Below are 20,792 nucleotides of genomic sequence, written 5' to 3'. Positions count from 1 at the left end.
CTTACTACTTTAAGAGTAGCTGAAAGCGCTAAAAATTTCAAAAGAATTCCATCCATTTAACTGCTTCATCTAGTATTTATTTCAATTCCGACAAAATAAATCGGTTTTTTCAAAAAAAATAGCGCTTTTTTAAATAAAAGACTTTCTTTTTACTTGTGAATCTATTATTTTGGTAGTAGCATGCAAAAAAAATTAGCGGAGGACGCATTATGTCTTATCAAGAAATGCTTTTCACCTTCTTAGGTGGACTAGGAATTTTCCTTTTCGGGATCAAATATTTAGGAGATGGTTTACAAAAAGCTGCCGGAAACCGACTAAGAGAAATTCTAAATCGCTTCACTTCAACCCCTTTTCGCGCTGTATTGGCCGGAATCATTGTGACTGGCTTAATCCAAAGCAGCTCGGGTACCACTGTCTTAGCCGTTGGACTGGTTAGCGCTGGCTTTATGACCTTACGACAGGCTATCGGAGTTATCATGGGGGCGAACGTAGGGACGACTGTCACCGCTTTTATTATTGGATTTAATTTAAGTGCATATGCGCTGCCGATCATTGGCGCAGGGGCGATTTTGCTCTTTTTCTCGAAACGAACCTCTTTACAATCAATTGGGCAGATCTTATTCGGATTTGGTGCTCTTTTTTATGGTTTAAAATTAATGGGAACTGCTATGGACCCACTAAAAGATTTGCCGCAATTTAATCAATTAATGCTTAGTGTTGCTGATTATCCTGTCTTGGGTGTTGGTATCGGTACGCTCTTAACGATGGTTCTACAAAGCTCAAGTGCCACGATTGGTATTTTACAACAATTGTACATGCAAGGCAGCGTCACGCTAACTGCTGCACTTCCAATCCTCTTTGGTGACAATATTGGAACGACTATTACAGCAATCATCGCCTGTCTTGGTGCCAGTGTTTCCGCAAAGAGAACCGCTGCCTCTCACGTGATTTTTAACCTTGTAGGTGCGATTATTTTCACCTTGCTACTGTCACCATTTACAAAACTGGTTATGTTATTCGCAAATTCATTGGGATTGAATCCTGCCATGCAGATAGCCTTCGCTCATGGGCTTTTTAATGTGTCAAATTTAGCAATCCAATTCTGGTTCATCCCTCAAATTGAAATGCTGGTGAAGAAGATTGTCCCTGGTAGTGAGAAGAATTTAAATATTCGTTCTGTCACTTTGAGTGAACCAATCATTCATACATCTTCAGTTATGGCGATTGAGCAAGCCAAAGGAGAAGTCATTCAAATGGGGCGCTACGTTCTTTCCTCTGTAAAGTCTGCGCGCAAATATTATAACGATACAAAAGAAGAATGGCGCGATGATGTTTTACAATACGAAGATGCAATCAACCAATGTGATATTGAACTAACCGAATATTTAGTCAAAATCTCTGCGACTGTTCTTACACCCTTGGAAAGTCAAGAACAAGCAATGCTGCTGGAGTTCACTAAGGATTTCGAACGCATCGGGGATCATTCAATGAATATTATACGCTATGTTGAGGAATCGATCGCTCTTGAGGAGAAACAACGAGCAAAAGATAAGCGGAATCGAACCAAATCCAATAGCAACCGTGAGACCTTCTTGCTTCACGATGAACATCTTGAATTGCTTTTTGATAAAGTGTTAAAAAATATACGCGATGCCCTGCAAGTCTTAGAAAATGACGATATCGAACTTGCACAAAAAATGTTAGACCGTGAAGAAAATATCAATGAACTCGTAGAATTACTGCGTAAAAAATACATTCGCCTAATGACCAAGGGCGAAGGTCGTGCCGCAGATGGTGTTTTACTGATCGATATCAGCTCTAACCTTGAACGTTCCAGCGATCGCACATTACACATCGCGAAGTACTTCTTAGGAAATAAATACAACTTCAAATACGATACATCAAACTTCCATTATGAAAAACCGGAAGGGGAAACTTCAGACGATTCCATTGGCGATAATGGTGAAGTATTAGATTAAAAAACGCTTCCTGCTTTTCTTTAAAAGAGAAGTAGGCAGCGTTTTTACTTATCGCATTGGCTCTAGTTTTTTTTCACCATTTATTTCAACCTTTCACAATCGTAAGTCCATCACTGCTTTTGTAAGTATTTTAGCCTCGACTTCCTTGATATGATGAATACATCAAAGAAAGGGAGTTGGAATTTATGGATACATTTACGATTGTTTTGTTGGGCTGGGGACTTTATTCAGTGATTAGCTACTTTGAAAAACGCGGTGAACGAGGTAAAGCGATCCTTTCAACTATGCTAATCAGTTTCGTCATTGTTTTAGGAAACTCGTTTGGTAATTTTTCTGGTATATCGCAACTAGGGTTACCAAAACTAATAGTAACAGTTGGAGCAAGCGTACTAATTCTTTCATTCTTCATTTTTTTACCCGTACTTTTTAAAGCAAAAAAATAAAACTAGGACAAAGATTCGCGAATGAATCTTTGTCCTAGTTTTTTTATGCTTCTACCGAGACCGGTACAATTTCGAACTTCGTTACATCTACTAACCCAATGTCTGTAATTTTTAAATTAGGAATGACTGCTAGAGACATAAATCCTAATGTCATGATGGGATCAACGTTATTTGAAACTCCTAATACTTCATGAGCTAGTCGATTAATTTTCGCTTCTTGCTGGGCTACTTCCTCACCAGTGAGATCGCTCATTAGTCCTGCGATCGGTAACGCCATATTACCAATGATTTTTCCTGATTCAATCAGAACTACGCCGCCCTCTTGCTCTTTGAGGGCTTGAACGGCTACCGCCATATCTTCGTCGTTTGTTCCAGTTACAATCAAATTATGAGAATCATGGGCAATTGATAGCCCAATCGCACCTTTTTTCACACCATACCCCTTCAATAATCCCACAAAAACATTGCCTGTATTATGATGGCGCTCAATAACCGCGATTTTTGTAACGTCTTGCTTTGGATCAAAAACAAACTGACCCTGGTCATCTCTTTTCACAGAAACAATGGCTTCATTAGTTAAAGCTTCTTGCGGAATCACTTCAATCGCCCGTGCTTTATCGCTAGTTAGGTTCAACTTCAACTGTTCCTTTTGAAACTTGTCGATATGAACACTTGATTGCACCTTTTCCGTTGAAATTCGTTTCACAGTTGGTAGATAGGTACCTTTTTCAGCAACTAACTCCCCTTCAATATAAGTCGCTTCAATTTCTGGCTGAGCCAAATCAGAAAAGATAACTAAATCCGCCCTTAAGCCTGGTGCGATGGCTCCACGATCTGTTAATTGGCAGCATTGAGCCGCGTTGATGGTCGCCATTTGGATTGCTCTCAAAGGTGAAACACCTTCTTCAATACAAATTCTAATGCTATTGTCCAAGTGTCCTTTTTCTAGTATCGTTTTCGCTTGCAGATCATCTGCTGATAAGACACAACGCTGATAATTATTATCCGTTACTCCGTTTAATAGCGTCCGTAAATTTTGCGTAACTGATCCTTCTCGTAAGAAGACGTACATTCCACGAGCAATCCGATCCTTAAGTTCCTCCACTGTAGAGCATTCATGATCATTGGCGATACCCGCTGCAGCATAGGCATTTAATTCTTCATTAAAAACCATCGGCGAGTGTCCATCTATTCGCAATCCTCGTTCTTTTGCGGCTAATAGTTTATCCAGAACCTCATCTTGAGCGTGGATCACTCCGGGAAAATTCATGAACTCCGCTAATCCATCTACCTGTTTTTTTTCAAAGGAAGAGATCATATCTGCCGCTTCTATTACAGCACCAGCATTTTCCATATTCGTAGCCGGTACACATGAAGGCATCATGTAGCGTATATCCAGCGCCGTTTCCTTTGCGGCCTCTATCATATAATCCAATCCTGACAGGCCAAGAACATTAACAATCTCATGTGGATCCGCTAGCACCGTTGTCGTTCCGTGAGGGACCAGCAAGCGACTAAATTCCTCAGGTGTCACGTAAGAGGACTCCACGTGGATATGGGGATCAATAAACCCAGGCGCTACAATTTTTCCTTTAAGATCGATGGTTTCTTTACCCTGATACTCCCCATTGATCCCTGCGATCTTGCCATCAACGATCGCTAAATCGCCAGAAATCATCTCTGCTTGATAGACATCGATCACGTTTGCATTTTTTAAAACTAAATCAGCCGGTTCACGACCTGCTGCTACATCGATCAATCGTTTTAACGCCTTTTTATCCACTTGCTTCTCTCCCTTTTGTAAATATTTTTTCTATTATATCAGGGTTGAGGATACGAATCACTAGCAAATGTGTTATTTTAAAAATAATTCTTAATTGAGAAATTTCGTTTCTTTTATTTCTCTGTTTTTCACAAATATATCCATATTTCAGATATGTTTGCATCCCTACTTATAATAAAAAGAAGCAATTCCCTTTTGAACGGAACCGCTTCTTCGTAAATTACACACTATATATCAAAAAATTAGCCTTCTGGATGCAATACATGATAGGTTTTCTTCAACACTTCATCGGTGTAATCCGTCAAACTCTGATAAACCTCTTCATTTAACTGTTTATAGACCACCACATTGTCTGGGTTTGGAGTGAACACATCTTTTACTTTTACCATTTTTTCAACAGCTTCTTCATAGGTTTCATAGATTCCCAAGCCAACTGCGGCATTGATCGCAGCCCCAACGCTGGCGCTACCGTTCACCACATTTCGTTTGACCGGTAAATTGAAAACATCCGCAAAAATCTGCATCAGTAAATCACTATTTGAACCACCGCCAGTTACGATAACTTCGTCGATTGGATGGCCCATTTCGTCCGTCATGTTAGTCACATTATTTTTCATTGTGTAGGCAATACCTTCCAAGAACGAACGGTATAAATAACGATAGTCATGATGAGCGTTGAAGCCGATCATCACACCGCGTTTGAATGGCTCCCAAGGATTCGCCAACCAATCCAATTTCGTCATCAATCCATCACTGCCCGCCGGGATATTGGCAGCCTGTTCATTCAAGTATTCCTCTTCACTGATCCCTTGATAATTCGAACGAATACTGATTTTCTCGCCTAAAAGATCTTTGAACCAAGAGACGGTCCACATCCCACGCCGAATACCATAGCCTTCATAAATATAGCGATTCGGCATTGAGGATAGGATGCCCCAATAATTGACCGCATCACTCGGAGGCATTTCTTTGCCCATCATCATGCTGCAAATATATGTCCCTAGAGATACCACCGCGCTTGAATCCTGAATCAATCCAGCACCTAATGCCTCAACAGCCTTGTCACTGGTTGTCGCAAAAACAGGCACTCCTTCAGGCAAGCCTGTTTTCTCACTGGCTTCTTTTGTAATTGTTCCTAATTGATCTCCTGGCTTCACTGCTTCAAATAACATGTCTTCGGGAAGATTGTATTGTTTCAATACCTCTTCATCTGTCGACCAGTCCCATGTCTGATAATCAACGGGCCATTGCCCAAAGTTATTGCCGATATTATCTTTAAACTCACCCGTCAAACGATGCGTGATGTATCCGCTCGTTGACGTCACGTATTGAACCTCAGGATTGTCATGGACATAAGGTGTAGACGTACGTTTGTCCATCCAGCTGATGACTGGCTGAGCTAATGTACCATCCTTTTTCAAAAGCACGCGGCAGCAGCGGATAAAACCTAAGCCGATTCCCACAATATTTTCTTTCCGAATACCAAATTCATCCATCGCTTTCATTGATGCACTGCATAACGCATCCCATAAATCATCACCAGGATGCTCCACAACCACATCATCACCTAAGTGCATCGGACGCAATGCTTCTTTTCCTTCACCCACAATATTGCCTTCTAAATCAAAAATGACGATCTTGGCACTCTGGCTTCCACCATCAATACCGACGATATATTTCTTTTCCATAGTTTCTCCTTTTGATTTTTTCTTCTATTATATAGATGAACTATCGTACTAAGAATCCACCATCGACAGCCAAGATATGTCCGTTAACGAAATGTGAGGCTTCCGAAGCCAAGAAGGCCGTGGCACCCATCAGATCTGCAACATCTCCCCAACGTCCTTCTGGTGTGTGATCCACGATCCATTTGCTGCGTTCTGGGTCTTCGATCGACGCTTTTGCCGCATGGGTCTTGAAATACCCCGGTGCGATACCGTTTACTTGAATATTGTATTGAGCCAATTCATCACAGTAAGCTTTGGTCAAACCAGCTAAACCATGTTTAGAAGCTGCATATGCTGGCGCCCACTGTCCTCCTAAAAACGAGAACATAGAACAGATATTGATGATTTTTCCGCTCTTTTGAGGAATCATTACTTTCGCGACTTCATGACTCATGTCAAAAGCGGCTGTCAAATTGATATTAATGGTTGGGTCCCATTTGTCACGGCCATAGCTCACTACATCATCACAGGGGCAAATGCCGGCACAGTTTACTAAAATATCCACCGAACCAAATTCAGCTACACATTTTTCGACGACTTCTTGGCATACGCCGTCTTTGGTAATATCCGCTTCCATATATGCCGTTTTCGCACCACGTTCAGCTAAGATCGCATTGAATTCTGGATCATCTGGCATGATTGACGGCATAAAGATATTTGCGCCTGCTTCTGCCAATGCCAATGAGAATGCTTGCCCTAGTCCAGTATTCCCTCCAGTTACGATTGCATTTTTCCCCTTGATATGAAACATGTCCATCTTAAAGTCTTTGATTTCCATTTGTTTACCTTCTTTTCCTTTTATTTTTTTACCCGATTGGGATTATTCCTTAAGTTTGGTACTTAGTTTCCTTGCAAATTCCGCCGCATCGCCATGAACGACGAGGCTGGCTAAATAATTCATTGGTGCCCCAAGATCCGTATTCACCGAAATAATCTCTTTTACATTTTTTAACCCTTCAATATGCTGAGTTGATCCATAAATCCCTAAAGCGATATAGAGTTCCGGACTGACAGTCTTGCCCGATTGTCCCACTTGGATTTCCCGCGGGGCTTTTTTACGATCCACAAGCTGTTTCGATACTGCGACAACGCCGGTCAATTCCTTCGCTAAATCCTGCAATTGTTCGATCGGCTGGGTAAAACCGCCGCCCGCTGAAACAATCACGTCAGCCTCGCGAATATCTGTTGCCGTCTGTTCACTCTCTATAATTTCAAGCACTTCGATTGATGACGCTTTCAAATCTGTCGGTATAAATTTGACGATCTCTGGTTCTGTACTCAAGTCTTCTGTGTGAAAAACATTCGGATGGACACTAGCCATGATCGGTGAGGATTCACAGACGATACTTGCCATGATATTGCCTGAAAAAGCTGGCCGGATCAATTTCTTCCCACGTTTGTCGACATCGATATCGGTAATATCAGCCACTAATCCTACCTCAATCCGCATCGCCAAACGTGGTGCTACCATTCGTCCAAAATCCGTTGCGAGAATAATAATGCTGTCAAATTGATATTCTTCATGGACTTGCTGAATAATATCCGTCAATACGCGACTATCCTTCATTTGGATAGCTGGTGCCTCAACGCTGATCACCGCATCAAGTCCCTTTACTTTTTCAGGCAAATTAATTCCTAATCCATAAATACAGGCTTCTTCATTGCCGGCCAAACGTCTCACCACATCAATCAAGTCCAATGAGTAGTTTATATTTTCATTATCAATCAAAATGAGTCCTTTAAACATTATAAGTACCCCTTTTCTTTGAGAAAACAAACCACTTCATCGATACCTTCGTCGTCGACCTTCACTACCTTATGTTCTACCTGCTCACGTTTTACCACGATATTTTTTCTTACCTTCGTTGGCGAGCCCTTACCGCCAATCTGCTCTGCCGGCAACTGCAAAACTTCATTATCTACCAATGCAAATTGGTCATCCACGTTTCTACCGATATTTTCATAACGTACAAAACCTAAACGCAAGTTCATTTGATGTGTCACACTTAATACACTGGGATTTTGAATTTTCAAACGGTAAGTCATTTCTTCCTGCAAAGCCTCCACAATCGAAAATTCCTGATTCACTTCTTTGATGGCGATGATATTAGAAAACTGATTCAATCCCAACATTTCTGCGATTTGCGGACCCATATGTCCGGTTCCCCCATCTAAAGTATGTGTACCAGTAAGCAATACATTATACTCTTGTGAAGCCAAATAACTGGAAATGATCCGACTAGTCGCCAGCGAATCGCTCCCAGCAAACCGTCGATCACTTATCAAAACAGCTTTATCAGCACCTAAGCGAACAAAATCCTTCATTTCCTCTTCCAATTTCAACGGTCCCATCGAAACGACTTCTACAAATGTGGAGGGATCTTGTTTTTTCTGCTTCATGGCCCATGCCAAGGCATTTTTATCATCTGGATTTAGAATCATACGAGAAGTCTCACGATTGATCTTATCCGTTTCATAATCGTATTCAAACTTCTCTGTATCTGGCACAAATTTGACTAAACAAATGATTTTCATTCAAGCCCTCCTTGTTCACTTGTTCATTTTAATGGATTAATTTTTTTTCAAAAAATTAGTTTGCTTTTCACGCCGTATATCATTCTGCTACACTGTTCGATTCGTGCATTTGCCTTACCATATATTTTTAACGCGCTTTGTGCGTTATATACTGCTAAAAGCAGAACTGATATTTTTTATCCCTTCATTCAAGGGCAAAGATTCGCCCTTGAACAAATCATTTATTTCTGATACTTATAGCCTTCTTGAACTGGGTAGATATTTCCGAAACTCATAACACCTTTTGGATCAAATGCTTCCTTCAAGGTTTCTAGCATGTAGTACGCCGATTGATGTTCTTCTTTTGTCCATTCATTTCGGTATTTCCCAATCCCGTGATGGTGACACATCGAACCGCCTAATTTCAGTGTTTCTTCCACAATGATTGCTTGAATCGGATGATGGTAGATTTTCATTTCATCTTCTGGTTCACAGTTGATCTCGTAGTTGTAAACAAAGTACATATTCGTTCCGTTCAAATAACTATGAGAAGAGTGCCCGCCCAACATCGTTAAATCATCCGCACGAGGAAAATCGTTGCGAATTCTGTTTATGACGTTGTTGTAAATTTTTGTGATTGTTTCCCAATCTGCGGAAACTTCGGTGGTGTAGCCGTCGTGCTTGTCGTTGTCAATCATACCTTGGATTTCATCGTCAATCGTTTGTTGTGTCCAATTTAATTGATTAAACCAGTTTTCGATCAATTGAGAATCGACCTGCTTGACGATGCCGTCTTTGAATTTTTCAACCGCTTCTTCGATTCCTTTACCCGTTGCCTCGACAATTCCTGCAGGTCCTTCTGCCATAAAAATCAAGACGCATTTTCCTTCATAAAAATGATAGAAATGCTGACGCGCATCTTCTGGCGAATAGGTCCGAGCAACCGATGGACGATAACCGTTGACCATTACTTCACGCAGGACTTTTACACCATCTTCTACATCGTTTACTAGATAGCCATAAAATTTATTATTATCTGGATAATATTTAAAGATCTTCACCGTAACTTCTGTGATATAGCAAAGCGTTCCTTCATTTCCAATCACGATGTGCCGAATATCTGGACCGCCTGCACGACGAGAAATATTTTTGATGCGAGAAATGTGACCATTCGGGAAGACACATTCAAGTCCCACCACCATATCTTCGATCCCGCCGTATAACGTTGAAAATTGTCCAATTGAACGTGTTGCGACTAATCCGCCATATTGTGCGATTGGTTTTGATTGTGGCGAATGACCTGTCGTGTAGCCGATTTTTCTTAACTCATCTTCCAACGCCTGCAGCGGCACACCTGCTTGAACAGTCGCCTGCATGTTATAAGGATCGATTTTCAATATCTTATTCATGTGAGAACCGTCGATCACTAATGCCAAGTCCTTCCAGTTTTCCAAGCCACCCTCAGTCGCAGTCTGACCACTTCGCGGAATCACATTGATATCGTTCTCGTTGCAATACATCAATAAATCTTTGACTTCTTCGACATTGTTTGGATAAACGACTGCAGTCGGCAGCGGATTATCTAAAACACCTTTTGCTTTCATGTATTTACGATAACGGTCAGAGGCCGCGTCGTATAAAGTCTCGTGATCTGTGACGACTTGTTTGTCAGAAACAATATTTTTTATATCTTTGATAATTGCTTCTTTCACCAATGTTTCAGAATTCATTCAATTAACTCCATTCATCTTTTTTAGAAAGCGCTTTTCTTGAATTCAGTATAAAGGGCTAAAAACCATTTTACATTAAAATTTAATTAGATTTTCTACGTTTTTGCGATTTTATTTATATATTTGGAAAATTTTCCATAAGATGATTGCTTTTTTTAAATAGACTATGCTATTCTATTGTCAAGACATAGAATGTAAAGGAGCCCATTCAGAATGAAAATTCAATTGGATCGTTTAAACGATTTGGAAATAAAAATCCATAACCGTCTGATAAAAGAAAGTCAGTCTCAGCCAAACTTGACAATTACCGAAGCAGCGAAACTAACGGAGGTTTCCCCTTCAAAGATTTCTAAGCTGGTTAAGAAAATGGGCTTTTCCGGCTATAAAGAATATTTTCGTTTTCTGACCGGCAAAGAATTAATCAAACAGAAGAAATTAAATAGCGAGTTTGCACGTATTCAAAATTTCATGGAGAATTTCGACGAATCCTCGGTCGACTATCTAGCCGATCTCATCCAGCAATCAGAGAAAATCCTGCTTTTTGGCTATGGCCCGACCAATTTCTGTATGGAATACTTTGAATACAAGCTCAATTTCACCTTGAACAAAAATGTCATCCGCGTCAGCCAACCTTCACTAATTCCAGATTTATTGACGGAGAATTCCTTGCTGCTAACCTTTTCAGTTGCTGGGAAATTCGCCAGCTTTGATCCCTTGTTTGAGGAAGCCAAAAAGCACCATGCAAAATCCTTACTGGTGATGGAAGAAATGAACACGAATTTATCTTTAGATGCCAGTGAGATTATCTTTTTAACCAAGTCGCATCAAGACGAACAACTAAAATCTCATGAAAAAACGCGGACAATCCTGCTGATGTATATCGAGGAAGTTGTTCGAAAGTTAAGTATAAATAAAGAAGACGATCGCTAATAATCGCGACCGTCTTCTTTTATTTCATCATCCAATCAAACAGCCAATCCATCATCATGGCGATAAAGGCGCATAAAACAGCGCCGACAATAATGATCGGTCCGCCATCCGTGATCGCGATCCCCCGCAAGATCACGTCACCGACGCCACCTGCACCGACAAATGAACCAATTGTCGTGATCCCGACTGAGATTACCAACGCATTGCGCACACCAGCAAAAATTACCGGCATGGCCAAAGGAATTTTGATCATATACAAGATTTGATAGCGATTCATCCCAATACCCTTGGCACTATCAATATACATCGGGTCGACATTGACTAATCCAACATAAGTATTTTTCACAATCGGTAATAACGAATACAAAACAACTGTTGCCACCACTGTATTTTGTCCCAGCCCCATCAAGATCAATAACATAGTCAGCATCGCGATTGAAGGAATCGTCTGAATTACGTTGATAATTCCGATTACGATATCCGAAATTTTTGGCCGTTCAGACAATACTATTCCTAAAGGAAACCCAATCAAGAAGGTCAACACAACACCAATTACTGAGATATAAACGTGAACACCGAATTGTGTGATTAGGTACGAGGAGTTCTCACTTAAATATGTCACTAAATTGTCAAACATTAGCTTCCCTCCTCAAAAAAGTTATGTTTCTCCAAAAAACGACGTGCGATAATCTTCGGCTCCAACAATTCATTATCCGATTCGTAATTCAGCTGTTGCATTGTTTTGGTATCAATCGTGTCCTGTAATTTCAACAAGATCGGTTTGAGTTCTGGATATTCTTTCAGTGTCTCTCCCGAAACAACGACACTCGCAGTATAAGGCGGGAAAAATTTCAGATCGTCTTCTAGCATTACAAGGTCATAGCTACCGACCCTTCCATCGGTCGAATAGCCTAAAATCACATCCAGTTCATTAGCAACTAAAGCATCATAAAGCAAGCCCACCTGCATTGGATAAACTCGTTGGAATTTCGTGTCATAGGCTTCCGTGTATCCCTTATATCCATCACCTTCTCGTTTATACCAGGTTTGGTCGGAGCCTAACCGCATTTTACTTGCACATTTTTTTAAATCACTAACTTTTTTTAAGCCATACTTCTTCGCCGTTTCTTGCGTTACCATAAACGTAAATTGATTGGAAAACCCGTAACTTGGAAACCAGTCAAAACCAAAGCGTCGATCGAACTCTCGTTGAACAATTTCCAGGGCTTTATCCGGCTCCTTTTCCGTAGGTAATCCAAGGGTTCCAATCAGGTCTGTTCCAGTATAACGAGTCGGCGCTATATCTAAATCGCCTCGCAACATTGCTTCATGCATTAAGTTGGCTGAACCTAAATTATTTAGATAAACAACATTGTGGTCGGTCGAATGTTGCAGCAGTTCCACCACAATATTGCCTAAAATTTGCGACTCTGAAGTTACTCCGCCAGCCACCGTAAGTGTGTCATCTTTGGCGGAATAATTACTCACAATAAAGCTTCCAAAAAGCAGAAGTATTGCTGCTAAAAGTACTATTCGCTTTTTCATCGACTCACCCTCGATCCATCGTCAGTTTTTGTTCAGAGTGTTTCAATAATGCGTCAGAAAGCAAGGCCAATAGCGTGATCGGAATTGTCCCCATCAACACTAGATCCATTCGATAAAGATTCAAACCATTAAAAATATAATCACCCAATCCCCCTGCGCCTATATATGCAGCTAAAGTCGTCCAAGAGATCACATAAACTGTCGACACGCGAATCCCCGCCATGATGACACCCATCGCTAAGGGCAATTCAATTTGTAAAAGGCGTTGCATTTGCGACATACCCATTCCTTTAGCAGCATCTAAATAAGTCGCATCAACAGATCTTATTCCGACATAAGTATTTCGCAGGATTGGCAAGAGGGAATACAAAAACAAAGCGATCACTGCTGGAATTTTGCCAATTCCAAAAAAAGGAATCATAATTGACAGCAATGCTAATGACGGGATTGTTTGAAATACCCCCACCACTTTTATGACGGTTTCAGAGCCTTTTTTTAAACGAGTTAGCGCTGCTCCTAGAGGAACGGCAACAAGAATACCCAAGAAAATTGCCAAAAAAGACAAATAAAAGTGCTCCCAGAGTTTCATTAAGATTTCACTGCCGTATTCAGACCAAAAATTCACATAACCACCTCCTATTGCAATTGTTCCTGTACGAGCGAGACCAACGACGAACGAGTAACGATTCCCACAAGATGATCCTCATCATTCACTACTGGCAAATACTTATACGTGTGATTAATTAATGGGCCGATCACATCAGCTACTCGTTCCTTTTGATTTACACTAGCCGTGTCTGTCTCCATTACCTCGAAAACAGAGGTATTTGGTTTCAGCTTGGAGATATTCCGCTCAATAAAATTGATATCGACAAAACCTTTCAAACAGTACTGATCATCCACTACCAGCAGTGTATCAACTTTATTTTCTGACATCTGCCGAATCGCATCAGTGATTGATTTACTAATAGAAATTGCTTGCACGCGATCCACCATCAAGTCTGAAACCGTCATTTCATTGTTGTAATAACTATTACGTTTTCGTTTCCCAATCAATTCTTCCACAAAATCGTTGGCTGGATGCTCTAGGATTGTTTCAACCGTGTCGTACTGAACAATTTCTCCATGATCCATAATAATGATCTTGTCCGCCAACTTGATCGCCTCATCCATATCATGCGTCACAAAAACAATTGTCTTCTTCATCTCCTGCTGCAAGCCCTTGATCATCTCCTGAAGTGCATCACGAGTGATGGGATCTAACGCACCAAAAGGCTCGTCCATCAAAATAATATCTTGACTAGCTGCTAACGCCCGAATGACACCGATCCGTTGCTGCTGGCCTCCTGAAAGATTTTTCGGCTTGCGTTCCAAATAATCCAACGGTAGATCAACCCGTTGAATCAATCGTTCAGCAATTCCCGATTTTTTTTCATCACTCCATTTCAGCAGCTTCGGTACAATCATGATATTCTCTCGAATTGTCATGTGGGGAAATAGTCCGATATTTTGAATCACATACCCAATTTGTCGCCGTAGTTCGTCTTCGTTTAGTTTTGTGACATCCTGTCCGTTAATCCTGATACTGCCCTTTGACGGTTCGATCATCCGATTGATCATTCGTACCAACGTTGTTTTCCCACTCCCGCTAGTGCCAATAACACAAATAAATTGATTATCTTCGATCGTCAAATCAAAAGGATGGACAGCGATCGCATCTTCTCCATACCTTTTTTCTACTTGTTCGAACTCGATCATAGTAATGATTCCTCCATCCATTATGTAATTCATTGCAACGAAGATAATTCGTCGCAATGTTTGAAGTTAACGTACAACTAACGTACTAAGTAGCCGCCATCAACAGGCAAAATATGTCCATTAACAAAATTTGAGGCAGAACTTGCTAAATAGACTAATGCTCCCATCAAATCTGCTGGGCTCCCCCAGTAATTGGCCGGAACGTGAGCCAAAATCTGTTGAGTTATTTCTGGATCTTCACGGTCATTTTTCATCATATCCGTTGTCAAGTACCCTGGAGCGATACCATTGACTTGGATATTATAGCCAGCAAGTTCATCACAATAAGCTTTGGTCAAACCAACTAATCCGTGTTTGGCTGCAACATTCGCTGGGGATTGCTGTCCGCCTAAAAATGAAAACAATGAACAGATATTAATAATTTTGCCGCTTTTTTGTAAAATCATTACCTTAGCTGCTTCATGAGACATCTCAAAGGCCGCCGTTAAATTCAATTGAATCATCGGATCCCATTTTGAGCGGTCAAACCTGAGTACATCGTCTGAGAAATAGAGTCCTGCGCAATTTACTAGCACGTCTACTGTACCGAAGACTTCGACACAATGCTCTATAACCTGTTGAGGCACCCCTTCTTCTGTCAAATCTACTTCCATAAAAACATAACAGGAACCCGTCTCTTCAATAATTTTTTGTGTCGTTCCATCATCATCGATCAAACTTGGAACAAGAATATTTGCTCCGCATTTTGCCAGAGCCAGTGAAAACGCTCGGCCGATCCCAGTATTTCCACCTGTTACAATAGCTACTTTTCCTGCTAATGAGAAAAAATCCATGTTGAATTCTGTGATTTCCATTTGTATCCCTCCGTTAGTAATAATCCAAAACAAAAAAGCGAACACCAAATAAGCTGGTGTCCGCTTTTCTCTGTCCTCTTAGCATCAACTACCGTTTTTTATTTTTTTATATTTCCCAAACATCCATATTGGTTGTTGAAATCGCCACTGCTCCTGCTTGTAAGGCGGTCATTACTAGCTCCTTATCACATACTAACCCGCTAGCAATAATCGGCACATCCACGACGTCTTGCACCCAAGATAAAACTTTTGGCATCGCTCCTGGTAAAACCTCCACTACATCCGCCTTTGAGGTTCCCAGTTGTTTCGGCAGATTATGATAGGATTTCGAATCAATCAAAAAGAATCGATGAATGGTAAATAGCCCTCGCGCATTCGCCGCTCTTAGTAAGATTGATTTTGAGCTGATAATCCCATCGGTTTTGGTGGCTCGTTTCAAATAATCGACAGCCGTCTCCTTCGTGGCTAAGCCATCAATCAAATCAACATCTACCATAACGATCTTACCTGCCTCTTTCAAGCGATCAACAATGTCAACAATACTGCAAACATCTCCATACAAGACAAAGATAATATCACTATCACAGGTTAAGGCCTTTTCAAAACTACGTTTATTATTGATGGCAGCAATCAATGGATTGTCCTCCATCATCTGAATAATTTTTCTTTTCATTTCCATCCTTATCCCCATCAAGTAATTTAATACGCTTTCATTAAAGATGATATCACAAACTCGTTCATAATAATTTACAATACAAGCTATGAATATTGTAAAGTATATTTTTTCATTTTTTCGATTTTATTTCTTTTTGAATCTCTGTATTTTCACAGTCTAATGGATAACGCTAGTTTCGTCAATCCTATAATAAAAAAAGAAACCTGGAAAACACATTGAAACATCAGCATTTTCTAGACTTTCTTCTAAAAAAATTTAATAGAATCTAGCACATCGATTCTTTTTTATTTCAAAAATCATTGACATCGCTTTCATAAAATTCTATACTTTGGGTGTTACTGGAGAGCAGAGAGAAGTAACGCTTATTTAAGCGTTGCTTCTTTTTTGCGTTTTTTTACAGAACAATTCACAAGCAGGAGGGTGTTATATGAACAAGCAAGCAGTAAAAAAATGGGGAACGTTGTTACTACTTTCAGCCGGTGCTGGGATTATTTTTCAGCTTCCTTACATTCGGGAAACCTTTTATGTGCCAATCCAAAAAGCAATGGATCTGACCAATGCACAAATGGGGATGCTCTCGTCAGGTTATGCTACAATGGCAACATTTTCTTACTTTGTCGGTGGGGTCGTTGCAGACAAGTTCTCTGCTCGAAAATTACTGACGGTTTCATTCCTAGCAACTGGTGTTTTGGGGTGGTGGTTTTCGACATTTCCAGGTTTTCAGATCAGCCGGATTATTTTCATTTTGATGGGAATTTCTACAATCATCACCTATTGGTCAGCCGCAATCAAGGCTACACGAATGTTGGGTGACAGTTCCGAACAAGGACGTTTGTTTGGTTGGCAGGAAGGTTTACGTGGACTTTTAAATGCCTTATTGGTATTTGGAATGACCGCTGTTTACAGTCGTTTTTCAAATGAGATTCTAGGGACAACTTGGGCAATTAGAGTATGTGCGATCACAGTTTTTATTATTGGTATTTTAAATTGGTTTGTTATTGAAGACACAGCAGCAGAAACACATACAGAACCACTCTCTAAAATCGTCATCGGTATGTTCAAAACATTGAAAATGCCTCGAACTTGGGTATTAGTGGCTATTGTTTTCTTTGCTTACAGTATTTACGGAATTTTAGGCTATATTAATACGTATGCAATCAATGTGTACGGCTTGTCTGTAGCAGGTGGAACGACACTTGGTGGAATACGTTATTTAGTTCAAGCTGCCGGCGGGATCATTGGTGGGATTATCGCCGATAAAATGGGCTCTCGAATCCGTGTAATTATTGGTGGTGCAGGTCTGCTGACGCTTTGCTTCGCTGGTTTTCTCATATTGCCAGATAGCGCTGGTCTTTTGACCGCTATCATTGCGAACTTCATCTTCGGATTATTCCTAATCTATGTAGTACGTAGTCAATATTTTGCGATCATTGATGACGCTGGTTTCCCAGTTGAACTGACTGGTAGAGTTTCTGGAATTGTTTCTTGTTTAGGTTATCTGCCAGATGTATTCATGTATACCATGATTGGTGGCTGGCTAGATGCAAATCCTGGTAAAGCAGGTTTCAACATGATGTTCATGTATGCGATCGCCATGGGGATTGGCTGTATTATCTTCTCTGTCATCCTCACGACAATCATTAAAAAAGCAAAAGCTTCAGGTACAATTGCAGCTAAGGTCGATTAAGCAAAAAAGTCTCTCCCACAACCTAGTTGACGGGAGAGACTTTTTTACTGCTCAGGTACATCTAGAAATTCTCCATGCATGTTTTCATAGTGTTTGACACTCAAGGTCTCAAAAACGGCAATAACTGGATGTTCATAATTCAAATCTTTTTGAAATTCGTTCAGCTGGGCGGCCAATTTTTTATACTCAACTAACTCCTCAACAAACAAATAGCCCTTTAATGCAATGCTCTCATGCTTGTCTTTGTCAAAACAGAAGAGACTGCCAGTACGATTGTGTCGAATGTTTTCAGCAGTTCGACCATCCCCATTAATATAGAACTTGAAATAGTAAAAGTCATTCCGCTCAAGCGGCGGTGAAACAGCAATTGCATTGGGAAAACCGCGATTATCAATCGTGATCAGTGTAAATGTATCGGCATTAGCTAATAATGTTTCCATATTTTTATCCATTTCCAAAAGCCTCCTATCTTTTACTTTTTATTTTCTGGTACATAAAGCGGCACAAAATCTGCCAAAAATTCCACTGTTAACGGTAAAGCTGGGCCTTTATCGCCATCGATTCGAGAATAGATCTTTTTATCTGTTAAAGGCGTTAATTCCAACGTGTTGGTTTCTAAATACGTCAGCGTATCTGAATCTTTTAAACGTCCCGTAAAGATAAGTCGAATAAGCTGGAATAATTTACGAAAACGCATGTTGTGCAAAATGCTGACATGAAGTTCATCATAATCTGAATCCACATAAGTCCTTCCGCCAATTGAATGAGTAGTCGTCGCCAAGGAGAACCAGACCTCCAATTTTTCATGAAAATTATCCGTCTTAATCTCTACCGGATAAGACTTATCTTTGCCAAGCTGCTTCAAGGCCTTTAAAGGATAGACGATTAAACCGAATTTCTTTTTTTCGCTCTGTCGAACCTCATTAGAAATATCCGCAAACGATCCGAAAGTAAAAGAGCTGATAACAGCTTTTTGCCGATCTTGACAGGCTGCGATCCCAACCTTACGTTGATACCCTGCAATGATTATATCCATCGCTTCCTCTTCATCCATTGGCAAATGCCAGCGTTTGGCAAAATTATTAATGGTTCCGCCTGGGATAATTCCTAGAGGTATTGCCTTTCCTGCTTGAACAAATGCTGTCCCCACGATGTTCAACGAACCATCTCCGCCAATCGCCACGATTCCGTCATACTCTTCAATGGCCTCTTTCACTGTTTCAACTGCCTTTTCAGGATCAGGGGCAGTCAAAAATTCACCTTCGTGTCCAGCCTGTTTAAATTTTTCTTGCATTTTTTTTGCTAATTTTTCAGCATTCCCATTTCCTGCATTCGGATTAAAAAAAATTCCATAACGCATCTTTTTCACCCTCGTTCATTTGTTAAGTAAGAATTTTTTTATCAGTTAAAAATCTTTATCTGTTCCCTTTCACCTTATCATTTTTAACCTAAAAAAACTGTTTCAACGAACTAATTTGTAAGAATTTGATTGCTTTGACTTTTTTTCTTCGTAAAACCTGATATGATAAAGCTAAGAGAGACTAACTATATAGAGTCAAGTAAAAATTAGCCAAATCAAAAAATATTTTATAACAGATAATTCCGAAAAAAGGGTACAACAAATAAGCTTCTTACCATTAGTTTTTTTGAATGTTCAATAGCTAATCAGAAACAATTATATAAGGCTCGTTTTTAGTCAAAATAGCATGAATCACGTAACAAAGCTTACGAGAAACCGCACCTAAGGCAGTTAGATGATGTTTTCCTTCGGAAACTTTTTTCTGGTAAAACGCACTAAAAACAGGATCACATTGAGAAGCTACTAAAGCCGCCGAAAACAAGGCTTTTCGCAAATATGGAGACCCTCGTTTACTCATAACATTATGCGTTGCCTCATATTGCCCTGATTGTGTCACGGAAGCGTCTATCCCAGCGTAAGCAACGAGTTTTTTCGGGTTAGAAAATTTTTGAATATCTCCGATCTCACCAAGAATAGTCGCACCGTTTATAGGACCAATTCCAGGAATTGTGAGAATAACAGAATTTAAAGTGTCCATTATGTGCTTGATTTCTCTTTCCGTTTCCTTTATTTGGCTTTCAATGAATTTTAATTGTTCAATCATTGAACGTAGTTGGAAGGTGAACGCTTCTTGAGCAAATTTTACTCCAAAGGAGTTAGAAGCTGCTTGCTTCAATTGGTCCGCTTTTTCTGCCTTGATTCGGTTCCTGCTTAACTCAGCTAAGTATTGGGCCAAAGTTTCTGAGGAAATGTTTTCTAAGTCGATCGGGGCACTAAACGCCAGCAATAACTCTTTAGAAGCTTTTCCGAAAACGCCCTGCTTGGTAAAAATCGTCGCGTATTCTGGAAAGACTTGATCCAATACGGCTATAATTTTTCTTTTGAAGTCGCTCGCTGTACCTACTAAATAAGTTCGGTAACGAGAAAGTTGTTTCAAAGAAAAAACATTTTCATCGGATAAGACCGTTTCGACAAATGAGCCATAGCGCATTAAGTCAGCAATCAAAACAGAATCAATAATATCGTTTTTTCGTTTCCGTATTTCTGTACCTTTACGCCATCCGTCTGTTTGAAGGGGATTCACAACGTGAATCAAATAATCTGATTCGTGAAGGTATGAAAAGATGGACAGCCAATAGTGCCCCGTGGCTTCCATCCCTATAACAAAGTCACTGGGTGCTCCGGAATAGTCGACCATTCGCTCAATTAATGACTCTGCTCCTTCAGTGGTGTTAGGAAATGAAAAACCTTTTAGTAATACCTTTCCTTCCTCGTTCATGATAGAAGCAACGTGAGTGCGTTTACCGATATCAATGCCTAAAAAGTACATGTATATCTGACCTTTCAAAAAAAGAATTTTGGATTGAAATCCACTCAACTGAAAAGCGTCACTACCTTGTACGAGATACGGAGTAAAGTAAGGACTTTCAACATCTAACTCATACGCAATCCACTTATCAGAGAGAGGAGCCAGTCTCTCGAGTGCGGGTTCAATGACCCAAGGGGGGAACGGCTTAGCCTCTCAATCCAATAAATATATTATCTCAAAAGAAATGAGTTAATACCAAATTAAAATAACGATGGTTCATAGGGTTATCCAATCAAAACCGGAAGGTTAAAACCCTAACTCTAATATACAAGGGTTGA

19 protein-coding genes are annotated in these 20,792 nt (G+C 40.2%); 4 read left to right on the top strand and 15 right to left on the bottom strand.

What is annotated here, in order from left to right:
* Positions 1–209: 209 nt before the first annotated feature.
* Both AUF14_RS17710 and AUF14_RS17705 read left to right on the top strand, forming a co-directional pair.
* Positions 210–1,979: a Na/Pi cotransporter family protein gene (locus tag AUF14_RS17710; protein ID WP_048718307.1), complete on the top strand. Its 1,770-nt coding sequence runs from the start codon at positions 210–212 to the stop codon at positions 1,977–1,979.
* A gap of 185 nt (positions 1,980–2,164) precedes the next feature.
* Positions 2,165–2,422: a hypothetical protein gene (locus AUF14_RS17705; RefSeq protein ID WP_102866332.1), complete on the top strand. Its 258-nt coding sequence runs from the start codon at positions 2,165–2,167 to the stop codon at positions 2,420–2,422.
* A gap of 43 nt (positions 2,423–2,465) precedes the next feature.
* Here the strand turns inward: AUF14_RS17705 and ade are convergent, their stop codons facing one another.
* The 6 genes from ade to AUF14_RS17675 form a co-directional block, all read right to left on the bottom strand.
* Positions 2,466–4,205, bottom strand: coding sequence for an adenine deaminase (ade, locus tag AUF14_RS17700; RefSeq protein WP_102866331.1), 1,740 nt, complete (start codon positions 4,203–4,205; stop codon positions 2,466–2,468).
* A gap of 242 nt (positions 4,206–4,447) precedes the next feature.
* On the bottom strand, positions 4,448–5,893 hold the full coding sequence (locus AUF14_RS17695) for an FGGY-family carbohydrate kinase (protein WP_102866330.1): 1,446 nt from the start codon (positions 5,891–5,893) through the stop codon (positions 4,448–4,450).
* A gap of 40 nt (positions 5,894–5,933) precedes the next feature.
* Entirely contained in the window at positions 5,934–6,710 is a 777-nt protein-coding gene (locus AUF14_RS17690) for an SDR family oxidoreductase (protein WP_102866329.1), read from the bottom strand.
* A 42-nt stretch (positions 6,711–6,752) separates the two neighbouring features.
* Positions 6,753–7,679 carry an electron transfer flavoprotein subunit alpha/FixB family protein gene (locus AUF14_RS17685; protein WP_102866328.1) on the bottom strand — a complete coding sequence of 309 codons (927 nt, stop codon included), beginning with the start codon at positions 7,677–7,679 and terminating at the stop codon, positions 6,753–6,755.
* Entirely contained in the window at positions 7,679–8,467 is a 789-nt protein-coding gene (locus AUF14_RS17680) for an electron transfer flavoprotein subunit beta/FixA family protein (protein WP_102866327.1), read from the bottom strand. Before AUF14_RS17680 ends, AUF14_RS17685 begins: the two co-directional genes overlap by 1 nt.
* A gap of 221 nt (positions 8,468–8,688) precedes the next feature.
* Positions 8,689–10,176 carry an FAD-binding oxidoreductase gene (locus AUF14_RS17675; protein ID WP_102866326.1) on the bottom strand — a complete coding sequence of 496 codons (1,488 nt, stop codon included), beginning with the start codon at positions 10,174–10,176 and terminating at the stop codon, positions 8,689–8,691.
* A 213-nt stretch (positions 10,177–10,389) separates the two neighbouring features.
* Here AUF14_RS17675 and AUF14_RS17670 point away from each other — a divergent pair, with 213 nt between their 5' ends.
* A complete protein-coding gene (locus AUF14_RS17670) occupies positions 10,390–11,106 on the top strand; it encodes a MurR/RpiR family transcriptional regulator (protein WP_102866325.1) in 717 nt (238 codons plus the stop codon).
* Between the two features lie 19 nt (positions 11,107–11,125).
* Here AUF14_RS17670 and AUF14_RS17665 read toward each other — a convergent pair whose 3' ends face one another.
* The 6 genes from AUF14_RS17665 to AUF14_RS17640 all read right to left on the bottom strand — a co-directional run bounded on the left by AUF14_RS17665 (position 11,126) and on the right by AUF14_RS17640 (position 15,942).
* On the bottom strand, positions 11,126–11,743 hold the full coding sequence (locus AUF14_RS17665) for an ABC transporter permease (protein WP_016178848.1): 618 nt from the start codon (positions 11,741–11,743) through the stop codon (positions 11,126–11,128).
* The gene (locus AUF14_RS17660; protein WP_016178849.1) at positions 11,743–12,651 is read right to left on the bottom strand and encodes an osmoprotectant ABC transporter substrate-binding protein; all 909 of its coding nucleotides are present in this window, start codon (positions 12,649–12,651) and stop codon (positions 11,743–11,745) included. The genes AUF14_RS17665 and AUF14_RS17660 overlap by 1 nt, the downstream gene beginning before the upstream one ends.
* Before the next feature lie 4 nt (positions 12,652–12,655).
* Positions 12,656–13,276, bottom strand: coding sequence for an ABC transporter permease (locus AUF14_RS17655; protein ID WP_102866324.1), 621 nt, complete (start codon positions 13,274–13,276; stop codon positions 12,656–12,658).
* Between the two features lie 11 nt (positions 13,277–13,287).
* Entirely contained in the window at positions 13,288–14,409 is a 1,122-nt protein-coding gene (locus tag AUF14_RS17650; protein ID WP_102866323.1) for an ABC transporter ATP-binding protein, read from the bottom strand.
* Between the two features lie 77 nt (positions 14,410–14,486).
* The gene (locus AUF14_RS17645) at positions 14,487–15,263 is read right to left on the bottom strand and encodes an SDR family oxidoreductase (RefSeq protein WP_102866322.1); all 777 of its coding nucleotides are present in this window, start codon (positions 15,261–15,263) and stop codon (positions 14,487–14,489) included.
* Between the two features lie 106 nt (positions 15,264–15,369).
* The gene (locus AUF14_RS17640) at positions 15,370–15,942 is read right to left on the bottom strand and encodes a glycerol-3-phosphate responsive antiterminator (protein ID WP_227656379.1); all 573 of its coding nucleotides are present in this window, start codon (positions 15,940–15,942) and stop codon (positions 15,370–15,372) included.
* Positions 15,943–16,366: 424 nt separating this feature from the next.
* Here AUF14_RS17640 and AUF14_RS17635 point away from each other — a divergent pair, with 424 nt between their 5' ends.
* Positions 16,367–17,626 carry an MFS transporter gene (locus AUF14_RS17635; RefSeq protein WP_049220290.1) on the top strand — a complete coding sequence of 420 codons (1,260 nt, stop codon included), beginning with the start codon at positions 16,367–16,369 and terminating at the stop codon, positions 17,624–17,626.
* A gap of 44 nt (positions 17,627–17,670) precedes the next feature.
* Here AUF14_RS17635 and AUF14_RS17630 read toward each other — a convergent pair whose 3' ends face one another.
* From AUF14_RS17630 to AUF14_RS17620, 3 genes are all read right to left on the bottom strand, one after another.
* Positions 17,671–18,078 carry a pyridoxamine 5'-phosphate oxidase family protein gene (locus tag AUF14_RS17630; protein WP_102866321.1) on the bottom strand — a complete coding sequence of 136 codons (408 nt, stop codon included), beginning with the start codon at positions 18,076–18,078 and terminating at the stop codon, positions 17,671–17,673.
* A 20-nt stretch (positions 18,079–18,098) separates the two neighbouring features.
* On the bottom strand, positions 18,099–18,986 hold the full coding sequence (locus AUF14_RS17625; RefSeq protein WP_102866320.1) for a diacylglycerol/lipid kinase family protein: 888 nt from the start codon (positions 18,984–18,986) through the stop codon (positions 18,099–18,101).
* 301 nt (positions 18,987–19,287) lie between these two features.
* A complete protein-coding gene (locus AUF14_RS17620; protein WP_002297293.1) occupies positions 19,288–20,475 on the bottom strand; it encodes an IS110 family RNA-guided transposase in 1,188 nt (395 codons plus the stop codon).
* Between the last annotated feature and the right edge of the window lie 317 nt (positions 20,476–20,792).

The organism is Enterococcus avium (assembly GCF_002891025.1).
Classification (GTDB): Bacteria; Bacillota; Bacilli; order Lactobacillales; family Enterococcaceae; genus Enterococcus_A; species Enterococcus_A avium.
The sequence above is the reverse complement of the archived record's forward strand: the minus strand, read 5'-3'. Positions and strand labels throughout refer to the sequence as shown.